We start from the raw sequence: 15,334 nt of genomic DNA on the forward strand, positions 1-15,334 counted from the left end.
CAGCTCCTTCGCATTCAAATCCTTAGTTCAAAAGGACACCGCGTTTGACCCGCAATCTGTGGGCATCTAGCCCGGGTAGCATACAGCCGGGCAGGTAAAGCGCGCCGAGCCGCGCGTCGCGAAACACCGGCTGCGTGTCGAAATGGCAAGCCACAAGAAATACGTCGAGTGGTGTATCACACCCTTGGAGATCGAGCTCGTCCGTGATGAAAGCGCCCGCTATTGCGATACCTTTATCTGGCACGCGCAGCTTTTCGCACCCGCCGAGGGTGATATGGCGGATCAGCTCGGCTCGGATCATATGGGCGTCGGTCGTCTCCTCCGGACGGGTTTCGGAGATGAAAACGATCCCGGTATGCGCCTCTTCCAGCAACTGCTCCTCAGCCGCAGACCACGCCGTGCCGCCCTTAATCTCATCCAACGACTTGCGATAAAACGAAATACCCATCGAACACCCTCCGGTTGAGGGAGTATGCACAAGCCTAGCGCGAGTGAAATATCATTCGCCGTACCTAGCCGCCAAAAAAACCGGCCCTCACCCATCCGGCTCCATCAGATCGTCGAGCGCTTCGGGCTTGATCCGGCGCACGATGGCAAGCGACGCCGCGCCGAGCGCGACGGCCAGGAGAGCCGCGGCGAACATGGAGGCGAGGCGCTCCACCGCCAGCGCGCTCACATCCGACACGATGCTCAGCGCTTCGAGGATGATGAGCGTCAGAAGCGCGGTGAACCCGGCATAGCTCAGCGGCAGGATGCGGAAGGCGAGGGGGAGGATTGCGAGAATGATCGCCAGCTTCCACGCCATCCCCTCCACTGCGAGCGTCACGATAATGGCGAGGACCACGCCCGCGATCGTGCCCGCCGTGCGCTTCGCTGTGCGCGAGAAGAGCTTGCCGAAGGGCGGGATCCACAGGATCACGAAGGTCAGCGGAAACCAGAAGCCGTGATCTCCGAAAAGCCGCGCGCCAAGGTCGACCGAAATCACCAGTCCAAGCCCGAGCGCGATGCCGAAGAGAAGGCTGTATTCGGGGCTCGACTCGCGGTCTTGCGGCGTCTCGGCGGATTGCCCGAAGGCCCAGGTGACCAGAAGGCTCCAGCTCATCGCCAGAAGGTAGACCGCAAGCACGAGCGGCTTGTCATCGGCCGGCAGGATCGGTCCGGTGAAGACGCACCACGTCATCAGCGCCCGCAGGCAAGGCGTCGAGAGCCCGTGCCGGAATCCCAGCGCACAGATCGCCGAGAGAACGCCCGCAACCATCAGCGACAGCGGGTGCGAGCCGAGCGCCAGTACGCCGCCGAGGCCGGTGACGAGCGTCACCGCAAGCGCGGTATGCGTGCCGGAATGTTTCGCGGCAAGATGGGCGGGCAGGGCCGCGACGAAGGCCGCAGCGCCTGTTTGTCCGAGTACCGAGATCGCCAGAATAACCGGCAGCGCCACGGCGCAGAGCGTGCCCGCCACATCCTTCCACGGCATCGGCGCATCGCCGTCGACCACGAAGGCCCGGGCACGATCCAGCATGGTCTCTCCTCATTCGGTAAGCGCAAGCTAGCGCCGGACCGCGCGCCGGAAAGCGTGGTGCTTTTCTTTGCCCGCCGTGCAGACTAGAGGAACCCCATGTCCCAGAATCCGCCCGATCTGCGTCCCGATCTCGCCCGCGCCCAGGTGCAGGGCTCATCCCGTCCCGGCCAGCCGACCATCGGCATGGTCTCTCTCGGTTGTCCCAAGGCGCTCGTCGACAGCGAGCGGATCCTGACCCGCCTCCGGGCAGAAGGATATGGCATCTCGCCCGATTATCATGGAGCCGATGCGGTGATCGTGAACACCTGCGGCTTTCTCGACAGCGCCAAGGCGGAAAGCCTCGAGGCGATCGGAGAGGCGCTTGACCGGAACGGTCGGGTGATCGTCACCGGCTGCCTCGGGGCGGAGCCCGAGTTCATCACCGGCACACACCCGAAGGTTCTGGCAGTGACAGGCCCGCATCAATACGAGCAGGTGCTCGACGCGGTGCATGGCGCGGTGCCGCCATCGCCCGACCCGTTCGTCGATCTTCTGCCCGCAAGCGGCGTCAGCCTGACGCCCCGGCATTACAGCTACCTGAAGATCTCCGAGGGCTGTAACCACAAGTGCAAGTTCTGCATCATTCCTGACATGCGCGGACGCCTCGCCTCGAGGCCGCACAAGGCGGTGATGCGCGAGGCCGAGAAGCTGGTTGAGGCGGGCGTGCGCGAGCTTCTGGTCATCAGCCAGGATACCTCGGCCTACGGAACGGACTGGAAGGACCGCGAGAGCAAGGCTCCGATCATCGATCTGGCGCGTGATCTCGGCAGTCTCGGCGCCTGGGTGCGGATGCACTACGTCTATCCCTATCCGCACGTGCGCGAGATGATCCCGCTGATGGCCGATGGCGGCGTGCTGCCCTATCTCGACATTCCCTTCCAGCACGCGCATCCCGACGTGCTGAAACGCATGGCGCGGCCCGCGGCATCGGCCCGCACGCTCGACGAGATCGCGGCCTGGCGCGCGGCCTGCCCGGAGATTACGCTGCGTTCCACCTTCATCGTCGGATATCCCGGCGAGACAGAGGCGGAGTTCCAGTATCTCCTCGACTGGCTGGACGAGGCGCAACTCGACCGGGTGGGGTGCTTTCAGTACGAAAACGTCGCGGGCGCGCGGTCGAACACACTGCCGGACCACGTTGCGCCCGAGGTCAAGGAAGAGCGCTGGGCGCGGTTCATGGAGAAGGCGCAAGCCATCTCGGAGGCCAAGCTCGCCGCGAAGGTCGGCACCGAGATCGACGCTATCGTCGATCTCGTGGAGGACGACGCCGCGACCTGCCGCACCAAGGCCGACGCGCCCGAGATCGACGGTTGCCTCTTCGTGGACGCGGGCCATGAGGGGCTGAGCCCCGGCGACATCATTCGTGTAAAAGTCGACGAGGCCGGGGAATACGACCTCTGGGGCAGCCGGGTCTGAGGCGATGGCCAAGCTCTACTTCATGTATTCGACAATGAATGCCGGCAAGTCGACGCTGCTCTTGCAGGCCGCCTACAATTACGAAGAGCGGGGCATGGAGGTGCTGCTCCTGACGGCCGCGCTAGATAGGCGCGCGGGTCCGGGTCGGATCGGCAGCCGGATCGGCCTCGGGCGCGAGGCGGAAACCTTCACCCCCGAGACGGAGCTCTTCGCGCGGCTCGAGGCGCGGCAGAACGAGGGGCCGCTGGCTTGCGTCTTCGTTGACGAGGCACAGTTTCTCACAGAGGCGCAAGTTTGGCAGCTCGCCCGCGCGGCGGACGATCTCGGACTGCCGATCATGTGCTACGGGCTGCGGGTCGATTTCCAGGGGCACCTCTTTCCGGGCTCGGCGACGCTTCTGGCGCTCGCCGACGACCTGCGCGAGGTACGCACGATCTGTCATTGCGGGCGCAAGGCCACGATGGTCGTCCGGCAGGACGGCGAGGGCCGCGTGCTGACAGATGGCGACCAGGTTCAGATCGGCGGCAACGAGAGCTACGTCAGCCTTTGCCGCCGGCACTGGCGGAAAGCGATGGGGCAGGGCTGACGGCGGCGCGTCCGGCTGATACTCAAGAGTAATCGAGGTGACGAGTGGTCGTGGAGCCTCGCATCGAAGCCCGCGACTGGCTCCGCTACGCCCGCTCCACCAGTACCGAGCCGACCGAATAGCCCGCCCCGAACGAGCAGATCACGCCCTTGTCGCCCGGCGCCAGGTCACCCGAGTTCTGCGAGAAGGCGATGATCGAGCCCGCCGAGGAGGTATTGGCGTAGTCCTGCAGGATGTTCGGCTGCTCGCCAGCCTCGGGCGTGCGGCCCAGAACCTTCTTCCCGATGAAATCGTTCATCGCCTTGTTCGCCTGGTGCAGCCAGACGCGCTTGAGCTCATCGGAGCTCCAGCCTTCGCCGGTCATATGCTCGGCGATATGCGTCGAGACGAGCGGCAGGACTTCCTTGAACACCTTTCGGCCGTTCTGCATGAACTGCATATCGCGCCGGTCCTCCATCGCATCGCGGGTGCGGCGCAGAAAGCCGTTATTGTTGCGGATGTTATTTGAGAACTGCGTCGCGCAACGAGTGGAATGGACGAGGAAGTGCGCGCCTTGCGCGTCCTCGGCCCGCTCCAGCACGACAGCCGTCGCCACGTCGCCGAAGATGAAATGGCAATCGCGGTCGCGCCACTCGAGGTGACCCGAGGTGATCTCGGGCGAGACCACGACGGCGCAGCGCACGGAGCCCGAGCGGATCATGTCCGCCGCCGCCTGGATGCCGAACGTCGCAGAGGAGCAGGCAACGTTCATATCGAAGGCGAACCCGCCCGCGCCAAGCTCTTTCTGGATCTCGATGGCGATGGCGGGATAAGCGCGTTCGTGGTTGGAAGCGGCGCAGATGACGAGGTCGACCTCCACGCCGGTGCGTCCGGCTGCCTCGAGGGCCGTGGTGCAAGCGTCGAGACCGATCTCGGCCATGATCGAGACTTCCTCGTCGCTGCGCTCACGCAAATGCGGATACATGCGCGCAGGATCGAGCACGCCCGATTTCTCCATCACGTAGCGCTGCTCGATGCCGGAGGCGGAGAAGATGAACTCTGCCGAGGAATGCGGCTTGGCCTCGATCTCGCCAGCGGCAATGGCCTCGGCGTTCTCGGTATTGAAGAGATCCGCATGGGCATTGAAGGCCGCGACCAGCTCGTCGTTGGTCACGGTCTCTTTCGGGGTGAAGACGCCGGTTCCGGTGATGGCGGGCATGTGCATGGCAAGGGCTCCTCGGATGGGCGGGGGATAGTCGCCGGGGGCATGTTTCGCAAGGGCTGCGGCCCTCGCGTCACTCCATCCGTGCGCCGTTCGGAACCGGGTGATCCGGCCCAAGGAGCACGATGGCGCCCTCCTCGTCCGCGCATCCGAGCGTCAGAACCTCGGACATGAACGGTCCGATCTGGCGGGGCGGGAAATTGACGACGGCCATGACCTGACGGCCAACGAGCTCGTCGGGGGCGTAATGCGCGGTGATCTGCGCCGAGGTCTTCTTCTCGCCAAGCTCGGGGCCGAAATCGATCCAGAGCTTGATTGCCGGTTTGCGGGCCTCGGGAAAGGGTTCGGCCCGCGTGACTGTGCCGGCGCGGATATCGACTTTCAGGAAGTCCTCGAAGGCGATCTCAGCGCTCATTGACCAAGTTCGCGCGATCGGTCCGCCGCCGCTTTCACCGTGGCGCGCATCAAGGGCGGAAGCCCGGTCTTCTCATCCATCAGGACTTCGAGACCCGCCTGCGTCGTGCCGTTCGGCGAGGTGACATTGCGCCTCAGCTCGGCCGGGTCGGTTCCGGTTTCCTGCGCCAGCGCGCCTGCGCCCGCAACGGTCGCCCGTGCCAGTTTCAAAGCGAGATCGGGCGAAAGGCCCTGCGCTTCACCGGCGGCCGCGAGACACTCGATCATGTGAAAGACGTAAGCCGGACCGGAGCCCGAGACCCCCGTGACCGCATCCATCTGCGCCTCGTCCTCGAGGACCGCGACTTCGCCGACTGCGGAAAGAAGCAGGCGCGCCTGTTCGATATGGTCTTCGGTCGCATGGGCATTGCCGATGATTGCGGTGATGCCCTTGCCGATCGCCGCCGGCGTGTTGGGCATCGCCCGGATGATGGGTGTCTTGTTGCCCAAAAGCTCCTCGAAGCGGGCCGTGCCCACGCCTGCCGCGACCGACAGGAACACGGTGGAGTTGTTGCCGTAGGGCTGGAGCGGGATCAGCGCGTCGCTCATGAGCTGCGGTTTGACCGCGATGAGCACGAGGGCGGCATCCTCTGGCGGATCGTCGTTCACCCGCACACCGCTGTTTTGCAGCCACTCGGTCGGGTTGGGATCGATCACGGTGACGCTGCTCGGTGGCAGGTCGCGCGCAAGCCAGCCTTCCAGCATGGCCGAGCCCATTTTCCCGCAGCCCAAAAGAACAAGCCCGCGGCGCGCGAGATCGGTGTCTTTCATCAGGTAAACCGTCCCTGTCTTCGTTCCCTCGCGCTAAGCTTTGCAGAGTACGCATCTTTGTGCAACGTGCTCGGTCGCACTGCATTAAGGGCGCCCTGCATAAAGCTGCCGAAACGAGAACACGCGGCCGCGTATGGGGTGCGCGGCCGCGTGCGGCGGTCTGGTCCGGGTGGGGAGAGACGCCCGGTCAGGCCGTTCCGTAGGCTTCGGCGATGGCAATCTGCAGCGCCTCTGCCGGAGATTGGTTGCCCCACGCCATGAGCTGGAACGCGGGATAGTAGCGCTCGGCGGACATGACCGCGGCGCCGATCATCGTGTCGATCTGCTCGGCCACGGCGACCTGGCCACCGGCCAGCACCAGACCGTATTTCCAGACCATCAGCTTTTGCTCGTCCCAGTAGGAGAACGAGCCGGCCCAGCATTGATCGTTCACGCGGTTGAGCCCTTCATAGAGCTTCGGCAGCGTGTCCTCGGGTGGTTCCATCTCGAAGGTGCAGATGATCCGCAATGTCTCGTCGAAGCCCGACCAGGCCAGCGTGATGGAGTAGGTGCGCCACTGGCCCTCGACCGCCATCGCGATCTGGTCTTCGCCGATGCGGTCGAAATCCCAGTCGTGATGCTCGGCGATATGCTCGACGAGGTCGATGGGATGCAATTCTTCGGACAGGAACTCTTCGGATAGTGCCATGGGCCACCTCATTGTTGCCTTAGCGGAGGGGCTGGCAGCGCCCCCAAGCGCTAGGTGCCTGCTCTAGGATAGGGTCGTTTTGACCTTGCCTGCACGAAATATGGTGCCTGTGCCTTGGCTCGCCTGTAAAGCGATATTTTTGTGAAACCTGCAATAAGTTGTGGATCGGCGTATCCGATGCCCAACATCCACCCTGTGGAAATGTGGATAAGATCGGGCCTACCGTCGGCGATCCGTGACGCGTCCGCGCGGCATTCCGTCGGGCCTCTTCGGCTTTCCAACCGCTTCCATCTGCATTATCTCGCCAGCACCGGACATGAGGAGCCGACATGATCGATTACGAGACCCCCGGCACGGTCGAGATGGACTGGAAGGACGCGATTTCCTCGGTCGAGGAGATCCTGGAGGATGCGCGCAACGGGCGCATGTTCATCCTGGTCGATCACGAGGACCGCGAGAACGAGGGTGACCTCGTCATTCCGGCGCAATGGGCGACGCCGGATGCGATCAACTTCATGGCAACGCATGGACGCGGACTGATCTGCCTTGCGATGACCTCGGACAGGATTGCCGAGCTTGGCTTGACGCTCATGTCCTCCAACAATTCCTCGCGGCACGAGACCGCCTTTACCGTCTCCATCGAGGCGCGCGAGGGCGTGACGACCGGCATCTCGGCCGCGGATCGGGCGCGCACCGTGCAGGTGGCGATCGACGCCGCCAAGGGTCAGCAGGACATCGCGACGCCGGGGCATGTCTTCCCGCTGCGCGCCAAGGATGGCGGCGTGCTTGTCCGGGCGGGCCATACGGAGGCCGCCGTCGATATCTCGCGGCTGGCCGGGCTCAACGCGGCGGGCGTCATCTGCGAGATCATGAACGAGGACGGCTCGATGGCACGCCTGCCCGAGCTGGTCGCCTTCGCGCAGCGCCACGGGCTCAAGATCGGCACGATCTCGGACCTCATCTCCTACCGTCGCCGCCACGACAATCTCGTGCGCGTGCAGAAGGAAGAGACGATCACCTCCGAGTTTGGCGGTGAATGGAACATGCGCGTCTATTCCGACACTACGCATGGCGACGAGCATATCGTCCTCATCAAGGGCGACATCTCGGGGCCGGAGCCCGTGCTTGTACGGATGCACGCGCTCGATCCGATGCTCGACATCGTGGGCGCAGGTCCGGCGGCGCGAGCCGACGAGTTCCGCGACGCGATGCGGCTTGTGGATGAGGAAGGGCGCGGCGCGGTCGTTCTGCTGCGCGACACCTCGATGAAGATGGGCAACGTCCAGGAGGCCAGCCCCTCGACATTGCGCCAATACGGGCTCGGCGCCCAGATCCTCTCATCGCTGGGTCTGTCCAAGCTGACACTTCTGACCAACTCGCCGACGCCCAAGATCGTGGGCCTCGAAGCCTACGGGCTCGAGATCGTCGGCACCCGCAAGATATCGGAGCTCGGCTGATGGCATCGAACGAGACGCATTACACGATTGAGCGGGGCGCGGTGGACAAGCCGACCAAGGTTCTGATCGTCGTCGCCCCCTATTACCGTGACGTGGCGGACCAACTCATCGCCGGCGCACAGGCTGAGATCGAAGCCTGGGGCGCAACGCATGAAGTGATCGAGGTGCCGGGCGCGCTCGAAGTGCCGACGGCGATCGCGATGGCGGGCCGCATGTCGAATTACGACGCTTATGTCGCGCTCGGCTGCGTCATCCGTGGCGAGACCACGCATTACGAGACGGTCTGCAATGACAGCTCGCGCGGGATCACGCTTCTGGGTCTGCAGGGCTACTGCATCGGCAACGGAATCCTGACGGTGGAAAACAAGACGCAGGCCGATGTGCGGGCGGATGCCGATGGGCAAAACAAGGGCGGCGGCGCGGCCGCGGCAGCCTTGCATCTTCTCAGCCTCGCCCGTAAATGGGGCGCTCCGCGAAAAGGCGTCGGGTTCGTGCCGAAACGGGACGAGCGCCAGATCGCCAGCGACAGCGAAGGCAATTCCATCGCATGACGACTCCAGCATCCGATCCGAAACGCGACGCTCGAGACGCTCGCCGCATGGCGCGGTCAGCCTCGCGTCTCTATGCCGTGCAGGCGCTGTTCCAGATGGAACACTCGCAGCTTTCGGCGGACCGGGTGCGGCAGGAATTCCTGAACCACCGCTTCGGCTTCGAGGTCGAAGAGGGCGTCGAGATGATCGACGGGAATATCGACCTCTTCCGCGAGATCCTCGATAAGGCCGTCAATTGGCAGGCGCGCATCGACCAGATGACCGACCGGGCACTGATCGCGAAATGGCCGATCACGCGGATCGACCCGACGCTGCGCGCGCTCTTTCGTGCGGCAGGCTCGGAACTGGTGGCGTCGGATGCGCCTCCCAAGGTTGTGATCGTGGAATATGTGGAAATCGCGAAGGCGTTCTATCCCGATGGGAAAGAGCCGAAATTCGTGAATGCGGTGCTTGACCACATGGCACGCGAGGCCAAGCCAGAGGCATTCTGATCTCGTATCCTTTTGCCGTTTCCCGCCGGTCATCTAATTTGCACGGAAGGGGACGCGCAGCACGAAGGTTTGCGATCATATGCCCACGCTCATTCAGTTCTACATCCGGCACAGCCTGATCGGCTTTGCCATCTCCGCCGTCTTCGTTGCGGCGATCGCCTGGTTCGACGTGATGGGGCTCGGTCGGCTCTTCATGGGCAGCACGCAGGGCCTTATCGGCTGTGCGATGCTCTGGTTCTTCTGCGGAACGATGTTCGCGGGCGCGCAAACGGGCGTTGCGCTTTTCTCCTTGCACCAGAACGAGGACGGGCCGCGAGGCGGCACCGGTTCTCCGGCGTATATCCCGGCGCACCGCAAGAAGGCGCGCCGGCGCATCTGAGATGTCGGGGAATGCGGCGGGACCACCACGACCGTGTGGTTATCTCATTCCCGAGGACCTGTATATACAGGTGGGCGCCAGGTAATCAGACCACGGCCTGAACAGAGCCAGCTCCCTCGGAATTGCTTAAGGCCACCGGAATGCAACCGTTCACGAGAAGGGCAGTACCCGCCTGATCCGCGAGCTAAGCTTCGGGCAGGTGCCTGACAAGAGGGCGCTTCAGCTTTTTCGCCGCTTACTCCGCGCCGGTCTCGAACCCGTAACGCTCGATCTCTTCTGAGACGAGCACATAGATCTCGTCGGGCGGCGTTGTCAGCGCGTGCTGCATCACGAGCGGATCGATCCCCATCTCGTCGAGATAGGTCATCACCTCGCCTTGCCCGCGCTGGATGTCTTCCACGGCAACAAAGGCGGGCAGGATCGTGGATTTGCCGAAATAATGCTGATGCACGCCAAGCTGCGCGCCTTCCTCGAGGCTGCGCGTTGCTCCGGCGGCGAAGAGGTAGGGGCAGGCGGAGTAGCAGTATTCGCCCGACAGCATCTCAGTCCCGATGCCCTCCTGCCTCAGGAACCGCCCGAGCCGCAGCGCGTCCTGCACCGAGCCGCCGGGCGATTGCAGGATCAGCCTCTCGGGGCGCGGCTGCACTTCGGCGATCCGATCCTGGATGCGCTCGGCATCTCCGGGGGAAATGCCGCCCTCGAGCCGCCAGGTCGCACCGCTTTCCTGCGTCAGCGTCAGCCGCTCGGGCATCTCGCCGGGATTACGGACCGGGTTGAGATCGGGCGAGACGCGCGAGGGATCATAGGTGCGCCTTTGGTCGCCGGGGCGCACGGGTTCTGTCAGTTCAGGCGCGCCGGGTCCGAAGCGGGGCAGGCGGATGCCTCCAGAGGACAGATCGGCCACGGCGAGGAACGCGCCGATGCCGATCTGCAGCGCAAGCACGCCCTTGAGGACGCGTCCGATGGAGTTGCCGTCCATCAGGACGAGCTCTTGCGGATCGTGGCGACGGAGGAGCCTTCGGGCGGTGCCTGCTCGGAAGCGGGTGCGGAGGGCGTCTCCTGCGCGGTGTGCGTCTGCGATTGACCTTCGACATCCCGGAACGCCGCCATCGCAGCGCGCAACTCCGCGAGCGTCATCGTGTCCTCGACCGATGCGCCTTCGCGCCCTTCGCGAATCGCCGATTGCGTGATCGCGAGAATGAAGACGAGCACGGCCGGCAGAAGATCGATCGCGATCGCGCCTGCCCAGGAGGGCACGAAGTTCCGGGCATAGAGAATGACCGCGTCGGCCGCCGAGACCGGGGTATACTGCACTTCGGTCGCCGGTGTCTGGTTCATCACGTTCTGCGCGGCGGTCTCGAGCGTCGCGGCACGTTGGCCCAGCACTTCAAGGACAGAGGTGATCGTTGCCGCCTGGTTGCCGCGGTTCTCTTCGGTCCGCCCGTCAAGCTCTGGCAGAACGACGGAAGCCGCGAGATCCTGCGCGGCGCGCTCGACCAGTGGCGCGACGGAAAGCTGGCGGAGCTGGGTGATAATCCCCTGAAGGTTGACCGCCGCTTCCGAGAACTCGACCGAGCGCGCCTCGACGGGCCCTTGCTCTACCGTGAGCGCGCGCATCCGGCTGAGGATCGCGTTGCCCTCGGCGAAGGACTGATCGACGAGCGGCGTCTGCTCCGCGATCTGTGTCTCGAGCGCTTCGAGCTCGGCAGCCTTCTGGCGCAGCACGCGGAAGACAGCGCCGCGCCCCGCAAGCCCGGAAAGGGACCCCTCGGCCTCCTGCTCCGACAGATCCTCGAAGCTCTGACGGACGCGGGCGACATCGCGCTGCAGCGCCTGCGCGGAGATGGCGATCTCATGCGCGCGCTCGAGGCTGCTTTGGTAGTCCTGCACGGTTTCCGCGAGATGCTGCTCTACCGCCGCGGATCCGGCCAGCGCCGCCGCGTTCAGCCAGGACGACATCGCCACGATCGCGAGCGATCCGAGCCCCATCGCGCCCGCCAGGCCGATCCGCGCCCGCGCGGTTCGGACCGTCGGGAAAAGGCGCATGAGGTAGGACCAGAAGACGAAGATCCCGACGGAGACCGCGACCGAATAGGCGATGGCCGCGAAGACCGACATGGCCCCGTTGTCATCAAGCAGAGAGGAGACGCCGAGATAGGTATAAATCCCCGACGCCGTCGCCAGAACGCCGAGCGCCGTGCCCGAGAAGGTGTCGAGCCAGCCTACATGCCCTTCGAGTTCGCGCGCGGTCCTGAGGCCGCGCTCATCCGCGCGGGTGGGCTGGGGTCGGTCGGCCATGCTGTCGGTCCTGCCTGGGGTAAATCTTTAACAAGGTATGAACCTTTACCCTGCAGGCAATGTGCCCTGCGGAAAAGTGAGGTCTTGGCATGTTCATGGATTGTTCGTATGCATGCAGCATGAGTCTTGCCCCCGACCCTGTCCTGATGCCCGGCCAACTCCTTGCGCGCGGGGTGGCGCGGCACCTCGTCCACGGTCACGGATTCGCCTGCGTAGAGGAGTTCGTGCCTGAACGCGGCCGCCGCGTGGACGTGATGGCGCTCGGTCCCAAGGGCGAGATCTGGGTCGTGGAATGCAAATCCTCCCGTGCCGATTTCACGTCCGACGCGAAATGGCAGGGCTACCTCGATTGGTGCGACCGGTACTTCTGGGCAGTGGATCAGGACTTCCCGACGGAGCTTCTGCCCGACGAGACCGGGCTCATCATCGCGGATTCCTACGATGCGGAGATCGTCCGCATGGCGCCCGAGCACAAGCTGGCGGGCGCGCGGCGGAACGTGCTCATCCGCAAGATCGCCTTTCATGCCGCGCGGCGTCTGCAGGGCCTGCGCGATCCCGACGGCGGGCTCGATACGGGTGGCTGGACCTAGCGCGACTTCGGCTTGATCTTCGCGGCCGATTGGGCCGCCGCACGGATCTCTTCCGCGATCTCCTCGGCTTCGTCGGGCGAGAAATCCATCGGCACCTCGGTTCCCCCTGCGGTGATGAACAGGCGGACCATGCCCTGATCGGTCGGCCCGATCTGCAGGTTGGCTTCGATGTCAGTTTCGTCGTTGATCCCCATAAGGGTCGCTCCGGGCTAGGGTCTGAGGAGGATTGCGGTGTAGTGAAGGCGCGCTTGGGAATCAAGGCGGGGCGATGGCGGACATTACGATGACTTTGCGCACCTTCGACGAGGCTGATTATGATTGGCTGGTCGACTTGCATGGGCGGCTCTATGCAGAAGACGAGGGCTTCGACGAGACGTTCGTGGCGCTCGTGGCAGGGATCCTGCGGGAGTTCCTGCATAACCACGATCCGGCCTGCGAGCGCGGCTTCGTGGCGGTGAACGAAACCGGTGAGCGACTCGGCTCCATCTTCTGCGTGAGGCTCGATGCTGAGACGGCGAAGCTGCGGCTGTTTCTTCTGACCCCCGAGGCGCGCGGTCAGGGGCTTGGCAGGCAACTTCTGGACGCCTGTACGGATTTCGCGCGGCAGACGGGCTATGCCCGGATGAAACTCTGGACCCACGAAAGCCATCGCGCGGCTTGCGCGCTTTACGCCCGCAACGGCTGGACGTTGCAGAGCTCCAAACCCGTTCGCAGCTTCGGTCAATCCCTTGTGGAGCAGCATTGGTCACGCCCGCTCTGAGCGGCCAATCGGGGCTTGCACTGTCCATGTGGTGGCGTTATCTCCCCCGCCAGTGCCGCCTTAGCTCAGTAGGTTAGAGCGCTAGATTGTGGATCTAGAGGTCCCCCGTTCGAGCCGGGGAGGCGGTACCATCCCTCACACCGTCATCGGTTGCGGCCCGGCTACGGGTCGAGCGTGATCGTCTGGGACAGCCGTCCGGCGCGGTCATAGACGAGAACACGCCCGCTTTCGGTGACGATGAGGATGCGCTCCGGCATCATCGTGACCGCTTGTGCGGTCTCGCCCTGCGGCAGATCGAGCGTTTCCGGCAGCGCCAGGGGCGCGGGCTCGCGGAAGCGGATGACAAAGAGCGCGATGATCACTAGAAGGCCGGCGATCATCGTCGCGGTCAGTACCGTGACGAGCCGTTTGATGAACCGCACCTCGGGTGCGCCGCTCGGGGTGTTATCCATGTCCTCTGCCACGCATCGTTTCCAGATCGGGCCGAACCCGCCGTCCCGGCTTGATAAGGCCTTGGCACGTGATGTGCCAGAGGCGCTGGCTCTTTCGCGGACCCGTCTCGCGGCGCTTCTCGGCGCGGGCGCTGTGCGGGTGGACGGGACGATCGCCTCGGATCCAAAGGCACGCGTCGCCGAGGGTGCGGAAGTGGAAATCGACTTGCCCGAGGCCGAGGAGGTCGAGACGGTCCCAGAAGATATTCCGCTTCAGATCCTCCATGAAGATGACGATCTCGTCGTGGTGATGAAGCCTGCGGGCATGGTCGTGCATCCAGCGCCCGGCACACCGGGCGGCACTCTCGTGAACGCCCTGCTGCATCATTTCGGTGGCGATCTTTCGGGCATCGGCGGAGAAAAGCGGCCTGGTATCGTGCACCGGATCGACAAGGATACGTCTGGCTTGCTGGTCGTGGCGAAGTCGGACCGCGCGCATCATGGTCTCTCCGAACAATTCGCCGCCCATAGCGTCGAGCGTCGCTATCTCGCCTTGGCCTACGGCGTGCCGCATACCGGCGATCCGCGGCTCAAAGGCGTGCGCGGCGTCTCTTTCGAGCCGGGGGCGGTGATGAAGATCACGACAGGACTTGCGCGCCACAAGACCGACCGGCAGCGCCAGGCGGTCTATTTCGACGGACAGGGGCGGCATGCGATCACCCGCGCCAAGGTGCTCGAGGCGTTCGGCACCCCGCCCGCACTGTCGCTTCTGGAATGCCGGCTTGAGACGGGCCGCACCCACCAGATCCGGGTCCACATGACCCATGCGGGCTTCGGCCTTGTCGGCGATCCGGTCTATGGTGGCCGGCGCAAGCTAAGCCCCAAGGCTGTGTCCGAAGCGGCGCTGGAGGCGGTCGCGGCCTTCCCGAGGCAAGCACTGCACGCGGCGTCGCTCGGGTTTGACCACCCCGTGACCGGGGAATGGATGGAGTTCGAGGCGGATTTGCCCGAGGATATGAGCGATCTGCTCAGCGCGCTCGGACACGTCCGGTAATCAGAAGCCAGAGGCAAAGCCCGGTCTCTGCCAGAAGCGGGACGAGGTAGGCAGGCTGGATCAGCGGCAGAAGGTCCGGCGCGGCGAGTCGCGCGAGGCTGCCCGCCATGTAGACTCCGCCCGACAGCGCGATGCCAGCCGCGATCACCCTTGGCACGCCGCCCGCCTGCCAAAGTAGCCAACCCATGAGCCAGCAATTGACCGCGAAAAGCGCGAGCCCGGTATCGTAGGCAATGCCGTGCAGCGTCAGCAGCGTCGTAGCCTGAACATCCGCGCCGGAGGTCAGCGATGTCGGAATGCCGGCAAGCAGGATGAGCCCCACGGCGATCGTCGCGGCCTGCATCAGGCGGAACACCATCGCGGCGAGCGACAGCCCGGCGCTGACCGGCACAAGGAGCCGATAGAACAGCAGCGCTACGGTGATATCCGCCCCGACCATCGCGAGATCGAAGAGAAGGCTGAGGCGCAGCCGGCCCAAACCCTCGGAGAGCGCGGCCGCAACGGTCTCTGGCGATCCGACATGAAACGGGGCGCGCAGGACGACTTCGCTGGTGACACCGGCAAGGATGATGAGGAGGTAAAAGGCTCCGGCGAGCCGCGCCAATCGTCTATCCGTCATGTCGTTCCCTTCATGCGCTGGCCCGAGCTGC

Annotated in this window: 20 protein-coding genes, 1 tRNA gene and 1 other RNA gene; 10 read left to right on the forward strand and 12 right to left on the reverse strand. The window is 64.6% G+C overall.

Annotation, left to right across the window (positions count from 1 at the left end; translation table 11 throughout):
- Positions 1 to 22 precede the first annotated feature (22 nt).
- Positions 23 to 448, reverse strand: coding sequence for a hypothetical protein (locus FIU91_RS04580; RefSeq protein WP_152461621.1), 426 nt, complete (start codon positions 446 to 448; stop codon positions 23 to 25).
- An 87-nt stretch (positions 449 to 535) separates the two neighbouring features.
- Positions 536 to 1,519 (reverse strand): FUSC family protein, encoded by a 984-nt coding sequence (locus FIU91_RS04585; RefSeq protein ID WP_152461622.1) that lies wholly within the window; start codon positions 1,517 to 1,519, stop codon positions 536 to 538.
- 96 nt (positions 1,520 to 1,615) lie between these two features.
- Here FIU91_RS04585 and rimO point away from each other — a divergent pair, with 96 nt between their 5' ends.
- Together rimO and FIU91_RS04595 are read left to right on the forward strand one after the other, a co-directional pair.
- The gene (gene rimO / locus FIU91_RS04590; protein WP_152461623.1) at positions 1,616 to 2,974 is read left to right on the forward strand and encodes a 30S ribosomal protein S12 methylthiotransferase RimO; all 1,359 of its coding nucleotides are present in this window, start codon (positions 1,616 to 1,618) and stop codon (positions 2,972 to 2,974) included.
- A gap of 4 nt (positions 2,975 to 2,978) precedes the next feature.
- Entirely contained in the window at positions 2,979 to 3,560 is a 582-nt protein-coding gene (locus FIU91_RS04595; protein WP_152461624.1) for a thymidine kinase, read from the forward strand.
- Between the two features lie 85 nt (positions 3,561 to 3,645).
- On the opposite strand, the gene FIU91_RS04600 is transcribed toward FIU91_RS04595, so the two are convergent.
- From FIU91_RS04600 to FIU91_RS04615, 4 genes are all read right to left on the reverse strand, one after another.
- Positions 3,646 to 4,764, reverse strand: a complete 1,119-nt coding sequence (locus FIU91_RS04600) for a beta-ketoacyl-ACP synthase III (protein WP_152461625.1) — start codon at positions 4,762 to 4,764, stop codon at positions 3,646 to 3,648.
- A 70-nt stretch (positions 4,765 to 4,834) separates the two neighbouring features.
- Positions 4,835 to 5,176: a tRNA-binding protein gene (locus FIU91_RS04605; RefSeq protein ID WP_152461626.1), complete on the reverse strand. Its 342-nt coding sequence runs from the start codon at positions 5,174 to 5,176 to the stop codon at positions 4,835 to 4,837.
- Complete coding sequence (proC, locus tag FIU91_RS04610; RefSeq protein ID WP_152461627.1) at positions 5,173 to 5,985, reverse strand: pyrroline-5-carboxylate reductase; 813 nt, start codon at positions 5,983 to 5,985, stop codon at positions 5,173 to 5,175. Before proC ends, FIU91_RS04605 begins: the two co-directional genes overlap by 4 nt.
- 187 nt (positions 5,986 to 6,172) lie before the next feature.
- A complete protein-coding gene (locus tag FIU91_RS04615; protein ID WP_093010424.1) occupies positions 6,173 to 6,673 on the reverse strand; it encodes a YbjN domain-containing protein in 501 nt (166 codons plus the stop codon).
- A 329-nt stretch (positions 6,674 to 7,002) separates the two neighbouring features.
- Between FIU91_RS04615 and ribB the strand changes: the two genes are divergently transcribed.
- From ribB to FIU91_RS04635, 4 genes are all read left to right on the forward strand, one after another.
- On the forward strand, positions 7,003 to 8,130 hold the full coding sequence (gene ribB, locus FIU91_RS04620) for a 3,4-dihydroxy-2-butanone-4-phosphate synthase (protein WP_093010422.1): 1,128 nt from the start codon (positions 7,003 to 7,005) through the stop codon (positions 8,128 to 8,130).
- Positions 8,130 to 8,681, forward strand: a complete 552-nt coding sequence (locus tag FIU91_RS04625; protein ID WP_152461628.1) for a 6,7-dimethyl-8-ribityllumazine synthase — start codon at positions 8,130 to 8,132, stop codon at positions 8,679 to 8,681. The genes ribB and FIU91_RS04625 overlap by 1 nt, the downstream gene beginning before the upstream one ends.
- Complete coding sequence (gene nusB / locus FIU91_RS04630) at positions 8,678 to 9,172, forward strand: transcription antitermination factor NusB (RefSeq protein ID WP_152461629.1); 495 nt, start codon at positions 8,678 to 8,680, stop codon at positions 9,170 to 9,172. Before FIU91_RS04625 ends, nusB begins: the two co-directional genes overlap by 4 nt.
- 79 nt (positions 9,173 to 9,251) lie before the next feature.
- Positions 9,252 to 9,551, forward strand: coding sequence for a hypothetical protein (locus tag FIU91_RS04635; RefSeq protein WP_152461630.1), 300 nt, complete (start codon positions 9,252 to 9,254; stop codon positions 9,549 to 9,551).
- Positions 9,552 to 9,566: 15 nt separating this feature from the next.
- Here the strand turns inward: FIU91_RS04635 and ssrS are convergent.
- The 3 genes from ssrS to FIU91_RS04650 form a co-directional block, all read right to left on the reverse strand.
- Positions 9,567 to 9,722, reverse strand: a non-coding RNA gene (gene ssrS, locus FIU91_RS04640) — 6S RNA.
- Positions 9,723 to 9,786: 64 nt separating this feature from the next.
- The gene (locus FIU91_RS04645) at positions 9,787 to 10,530 is read right to left on the reverse strand and encodes a hypothetical protein (protein WP_093010414.1); all 744 of its coding nucleotides are present in this window, start codon (positions 10,528 to 10,530) and stop codon (positions 9,787 to 9,789) included.
- A complete protein-coding gene (locus FIU91_RS04650; protein WP_254702046.1) occupies positions 10,530 to 11,849 on the reverse strand; it encodes a hypothetical protein in 1,320 nt (439 codons plus the stop codon). Before FIU91_RS04650 ends, FIU91_RS04645 begins: the two co-directional genes overlap by 1 nt.
- A 119-nt stretch (positions 11,850 to 11,968) precedes the next feature.
- Between FIU91_RS04650 and FIU91_RS04655 the strand changes: the two genes are divergently transcribed.
- Positions 11,969 to 12,439, forward strand: a complete 471-nt coding sequence (locus FIU91_RS04655) for an MmcB family DNA repair protein (protein ID WP_152461631.1) — start codon at positions 11,969 to 11,971, stop codon at positions 12,437 to 12,439.
- Here the strand turns inward: FIU91_RS04655 and FIU91_RS04660 are convergent.
- On the reverse strand, positions 12,436 to 12,633 hold the full coding sequence (locus tag FIU91_RS04660) for a DUF6324 family protein (RefSeq protein ID WP_152461632.1): 198 nt from the start codon (positions 12,631 to 12,633) through the stop codon (positions 12,436 to 12,438). The genes FIU91_RS04655 and FIU91_RS04660 overlap by 4 nt on opposite strands.
- 74 nt (positions 12,634 to 12,707) lie before the next feature.
- On the opposite strand from FIU91_RS04660, the gene FIU91_RS04665 reads away from it, so the two are divergent.
- Complete coding sequence (locus FIU91_RS04665) at positions 12,708 to 13,199, forward strand: GNAT family N-acetyltransferase (RefSeq protein WP_152461633.1); 492 nt, start codon at positions 12,708 to 12,710, stop codon at positions 13,197 to 13,199.
- Between the two features lie 54 nt (positions 13,200 to 13,253).
- Positions 13,254 to 13,330, forward strand: a tRNA-His gene (locus FIU91_RS04670).
- Positions 13,331 to 13,360: 30 nt separating this feature from the next.
- Here the strand turns inward: FIU91_RS04670 and FIU91_RS04675 are convergent.
- Complete coding sequence (locus FIU91_RS04675) at positions 13,361 to 13,651, reverse strand: DUF6476 family protein (RefSeq protein ID WP_152461634.1); 291 nt, start codon at positions 13,649 to 13,651, stop codon at positions 13,361 to 13,363.
- Between FIU91_RS04675 and FIU91_RS04680 the strand changes: the two genes are divergently transcribed.
- The gene (locus tag FIU91_RS04680) at positions 13,650 to 14,684 is read left to right on the forward strand and encodes an RluA family pseudouridine synthase (RefSeq protein ID WP_152461635.1); all 1,035 of its coding nucleotides are present in this window, start codon (positions 13,650 to 13,652) and stop codon (positions 14,682 to 14,684) included. The two genes, FIU91_RS04675 and FIU91_RS04680, sit on opposite strands and share 2 nt — an antisense overlap.
- Here the strand turns inward: FIU91_RS04680 and FIU91_RS04685 are convergent.
- Positions 14,659 to 15,303, reverse strand: coding sequence for a DUF4386 domain-containing protein (locus FIU91_RS04685; RefSeq protein ID WP_152461636.1), 645 nt, complete (start codon positions 15,301 to 15,303; stop codon positions 14,659 to 14,661). The two genes, FIU91_RS04680 and FIU91_RS04685, sit on opposite strands and share 26 nt — an antisense overlap.
- Positions 15,304 to 15,334 lie beyond the last annotated feature (31 nt).

Source organism: Roseivivax sp. THAF30, assembly GCF_009363575.1.
In the GTDB taxonomy this organism is placed as follows: domain Bacteria; phylum Pseudomonadota; class Alphaproteobacteria; order Rhodobacterales; family Rhodobacteraceae; genus Roseivivax; species Roseivivax halotolerans.

Excerpts from the sequence above, each read along its gene's own strand:
- FIU91_RS04580 (WP_152461621.1), bottom strand. The coding sequence starts at position 448 with ATGGGTATTTCGTTTTATCGCAAGTCGTTGGATGAGATTAAGGGCGGC.
- FIU91_RS04585 (WP_152461622.1), bottom strand. The coding sequence starts at position 1,519 with ATGCTGGATCGTGCCCGGGCCTTCGTGGTCGACGGCGATGCGCCGATG.
- rimO (WP_152461623.1), top strand. The coding sequence starts at position 1,616 with ATGTCCCAGAATCCGCCCGATCTGCGTCCCGATCTCGCCCGCGCCCAG.
- FIU91_RS04595 (WP_152461624.1), top strand. The coding sequence starts at position 2,979 with ATGGCCAAGCTCTACTTCATGTATTCGACAATGAATGCCGGCAAGTCG.
- FIU91_RS04600 (WP_152461625.1), bottom strand. The coding sequence starts at position 4,764 with ATGCACATGCCCGCCATCACCGGAACCGGCGTCTTCACCCCGAAAGAG.
- FIU91_RS04605 (WP_152461626.1), bottom strand. The coding sequence starts at position 5,176 with ATGAGCGCTGAGATCGCCTTCGAGGACTTCCTGAAAGTCGATATCCGC.
- proC (WP_152461627.1), bottom strand. The coding sequence starts at position 5,985 with ATGAAAGACACCGATCTCGCGCGCCGCGGGCTTGTTCTTTTGGGCTGC.
- FIU91_RS04615 (WP_093010424.1), bottom strand. The coding sequence starts at position 6,673 with ATGGCACTATCCGAAGAGTTCCTGTCCGAAGAATTGCATCCCATCGAC.
- ribB (WP_093010422.1), top strand. The coding sequence starts at position 7,003 with ATGATCGATTACGAGACCCCCGGCACGGTCGAGATGGACTGGAAGGAC.
- FIU91_RS04625 (WP_152461628.1), top strand. The coding sequence starts at position 8,130 with ATGGCATCGAACGAGACGCATTACACGATTGAGCGGGGCGCGGTGGAC.
- nusB (WP_152461629.1), top strand. The coding sequence starts at position 8,678 with ATGACGACTCCAGCATCCGATCCGAAACGCGACGCTCGAGACGCTCGC.
- FIU91_RS04635 (WP_152461630.1), top strand. The coding sequence starts at position 9,252 with ATGCCCACGCTCATTCAGTTCTACATCCGGCACAGCCTGATCGGCTTT.
- FIU91_RS04645 (WP_093010414.1), bottom strand. The coding sequence starts at position 10,530 with ATGGACGGCAACTCCATCGGACGCGTCCTCAAGGGCGTGCTTGCGCTG.
- FIU91_RS04650 (WP_254702046.1), bottom strand. The coding sequence starts at position 11,849 with ATGGCCGACCGACCCCAGCCCACCCGCGCGGATGAGCGCGGCCTCAGG.
- FIU91_RS04655 (WP_152461631.1), top strand. The coding sequence starts at position 11,969 with ATGAGTCTTGCCCCCGACCCTGTCCTGATGCCCGGCCAACTCCTTGCG.
- FIU91_RS04660 (WP_152461632.1), bottom strand. The coding sequence starts at position 12,633 with ATGGGGATCAACGACGAAACTGACATCGAAGCCAACCTGCAGATCGGG.
- FIU91_RS04665 (WP_152461633.1), top strand. The coding sequence starts at position 12,708 with ATGGCGGACATTACGATGACTTTGCGCACCTTCGACGAGGCTGATTAT.
- FIU91_RS04680 (WP_152461635.1), top strand. The coding sequence starts at position 13,650 with ATGTCCTCTGCCACGCATCGTTTCCAGATCGGGCCGAACCCGCCGTCC.
- FIU91_RS04675 (WP_152461634.1), bottom strand. The coding sequence starts at position 13,651 with ATGGATAACACCCCGAGCGGCGCACCCGAGGTGCGGTTCATCAAACGG.
- FIU91_RS04685 (WP_152461636.1), bottom strand. The coding sequence starts at position 15,303 with ATGACGGATAGACGATTGGCGCGGCTCGCCGGAGCCTTTTACCTCCTC.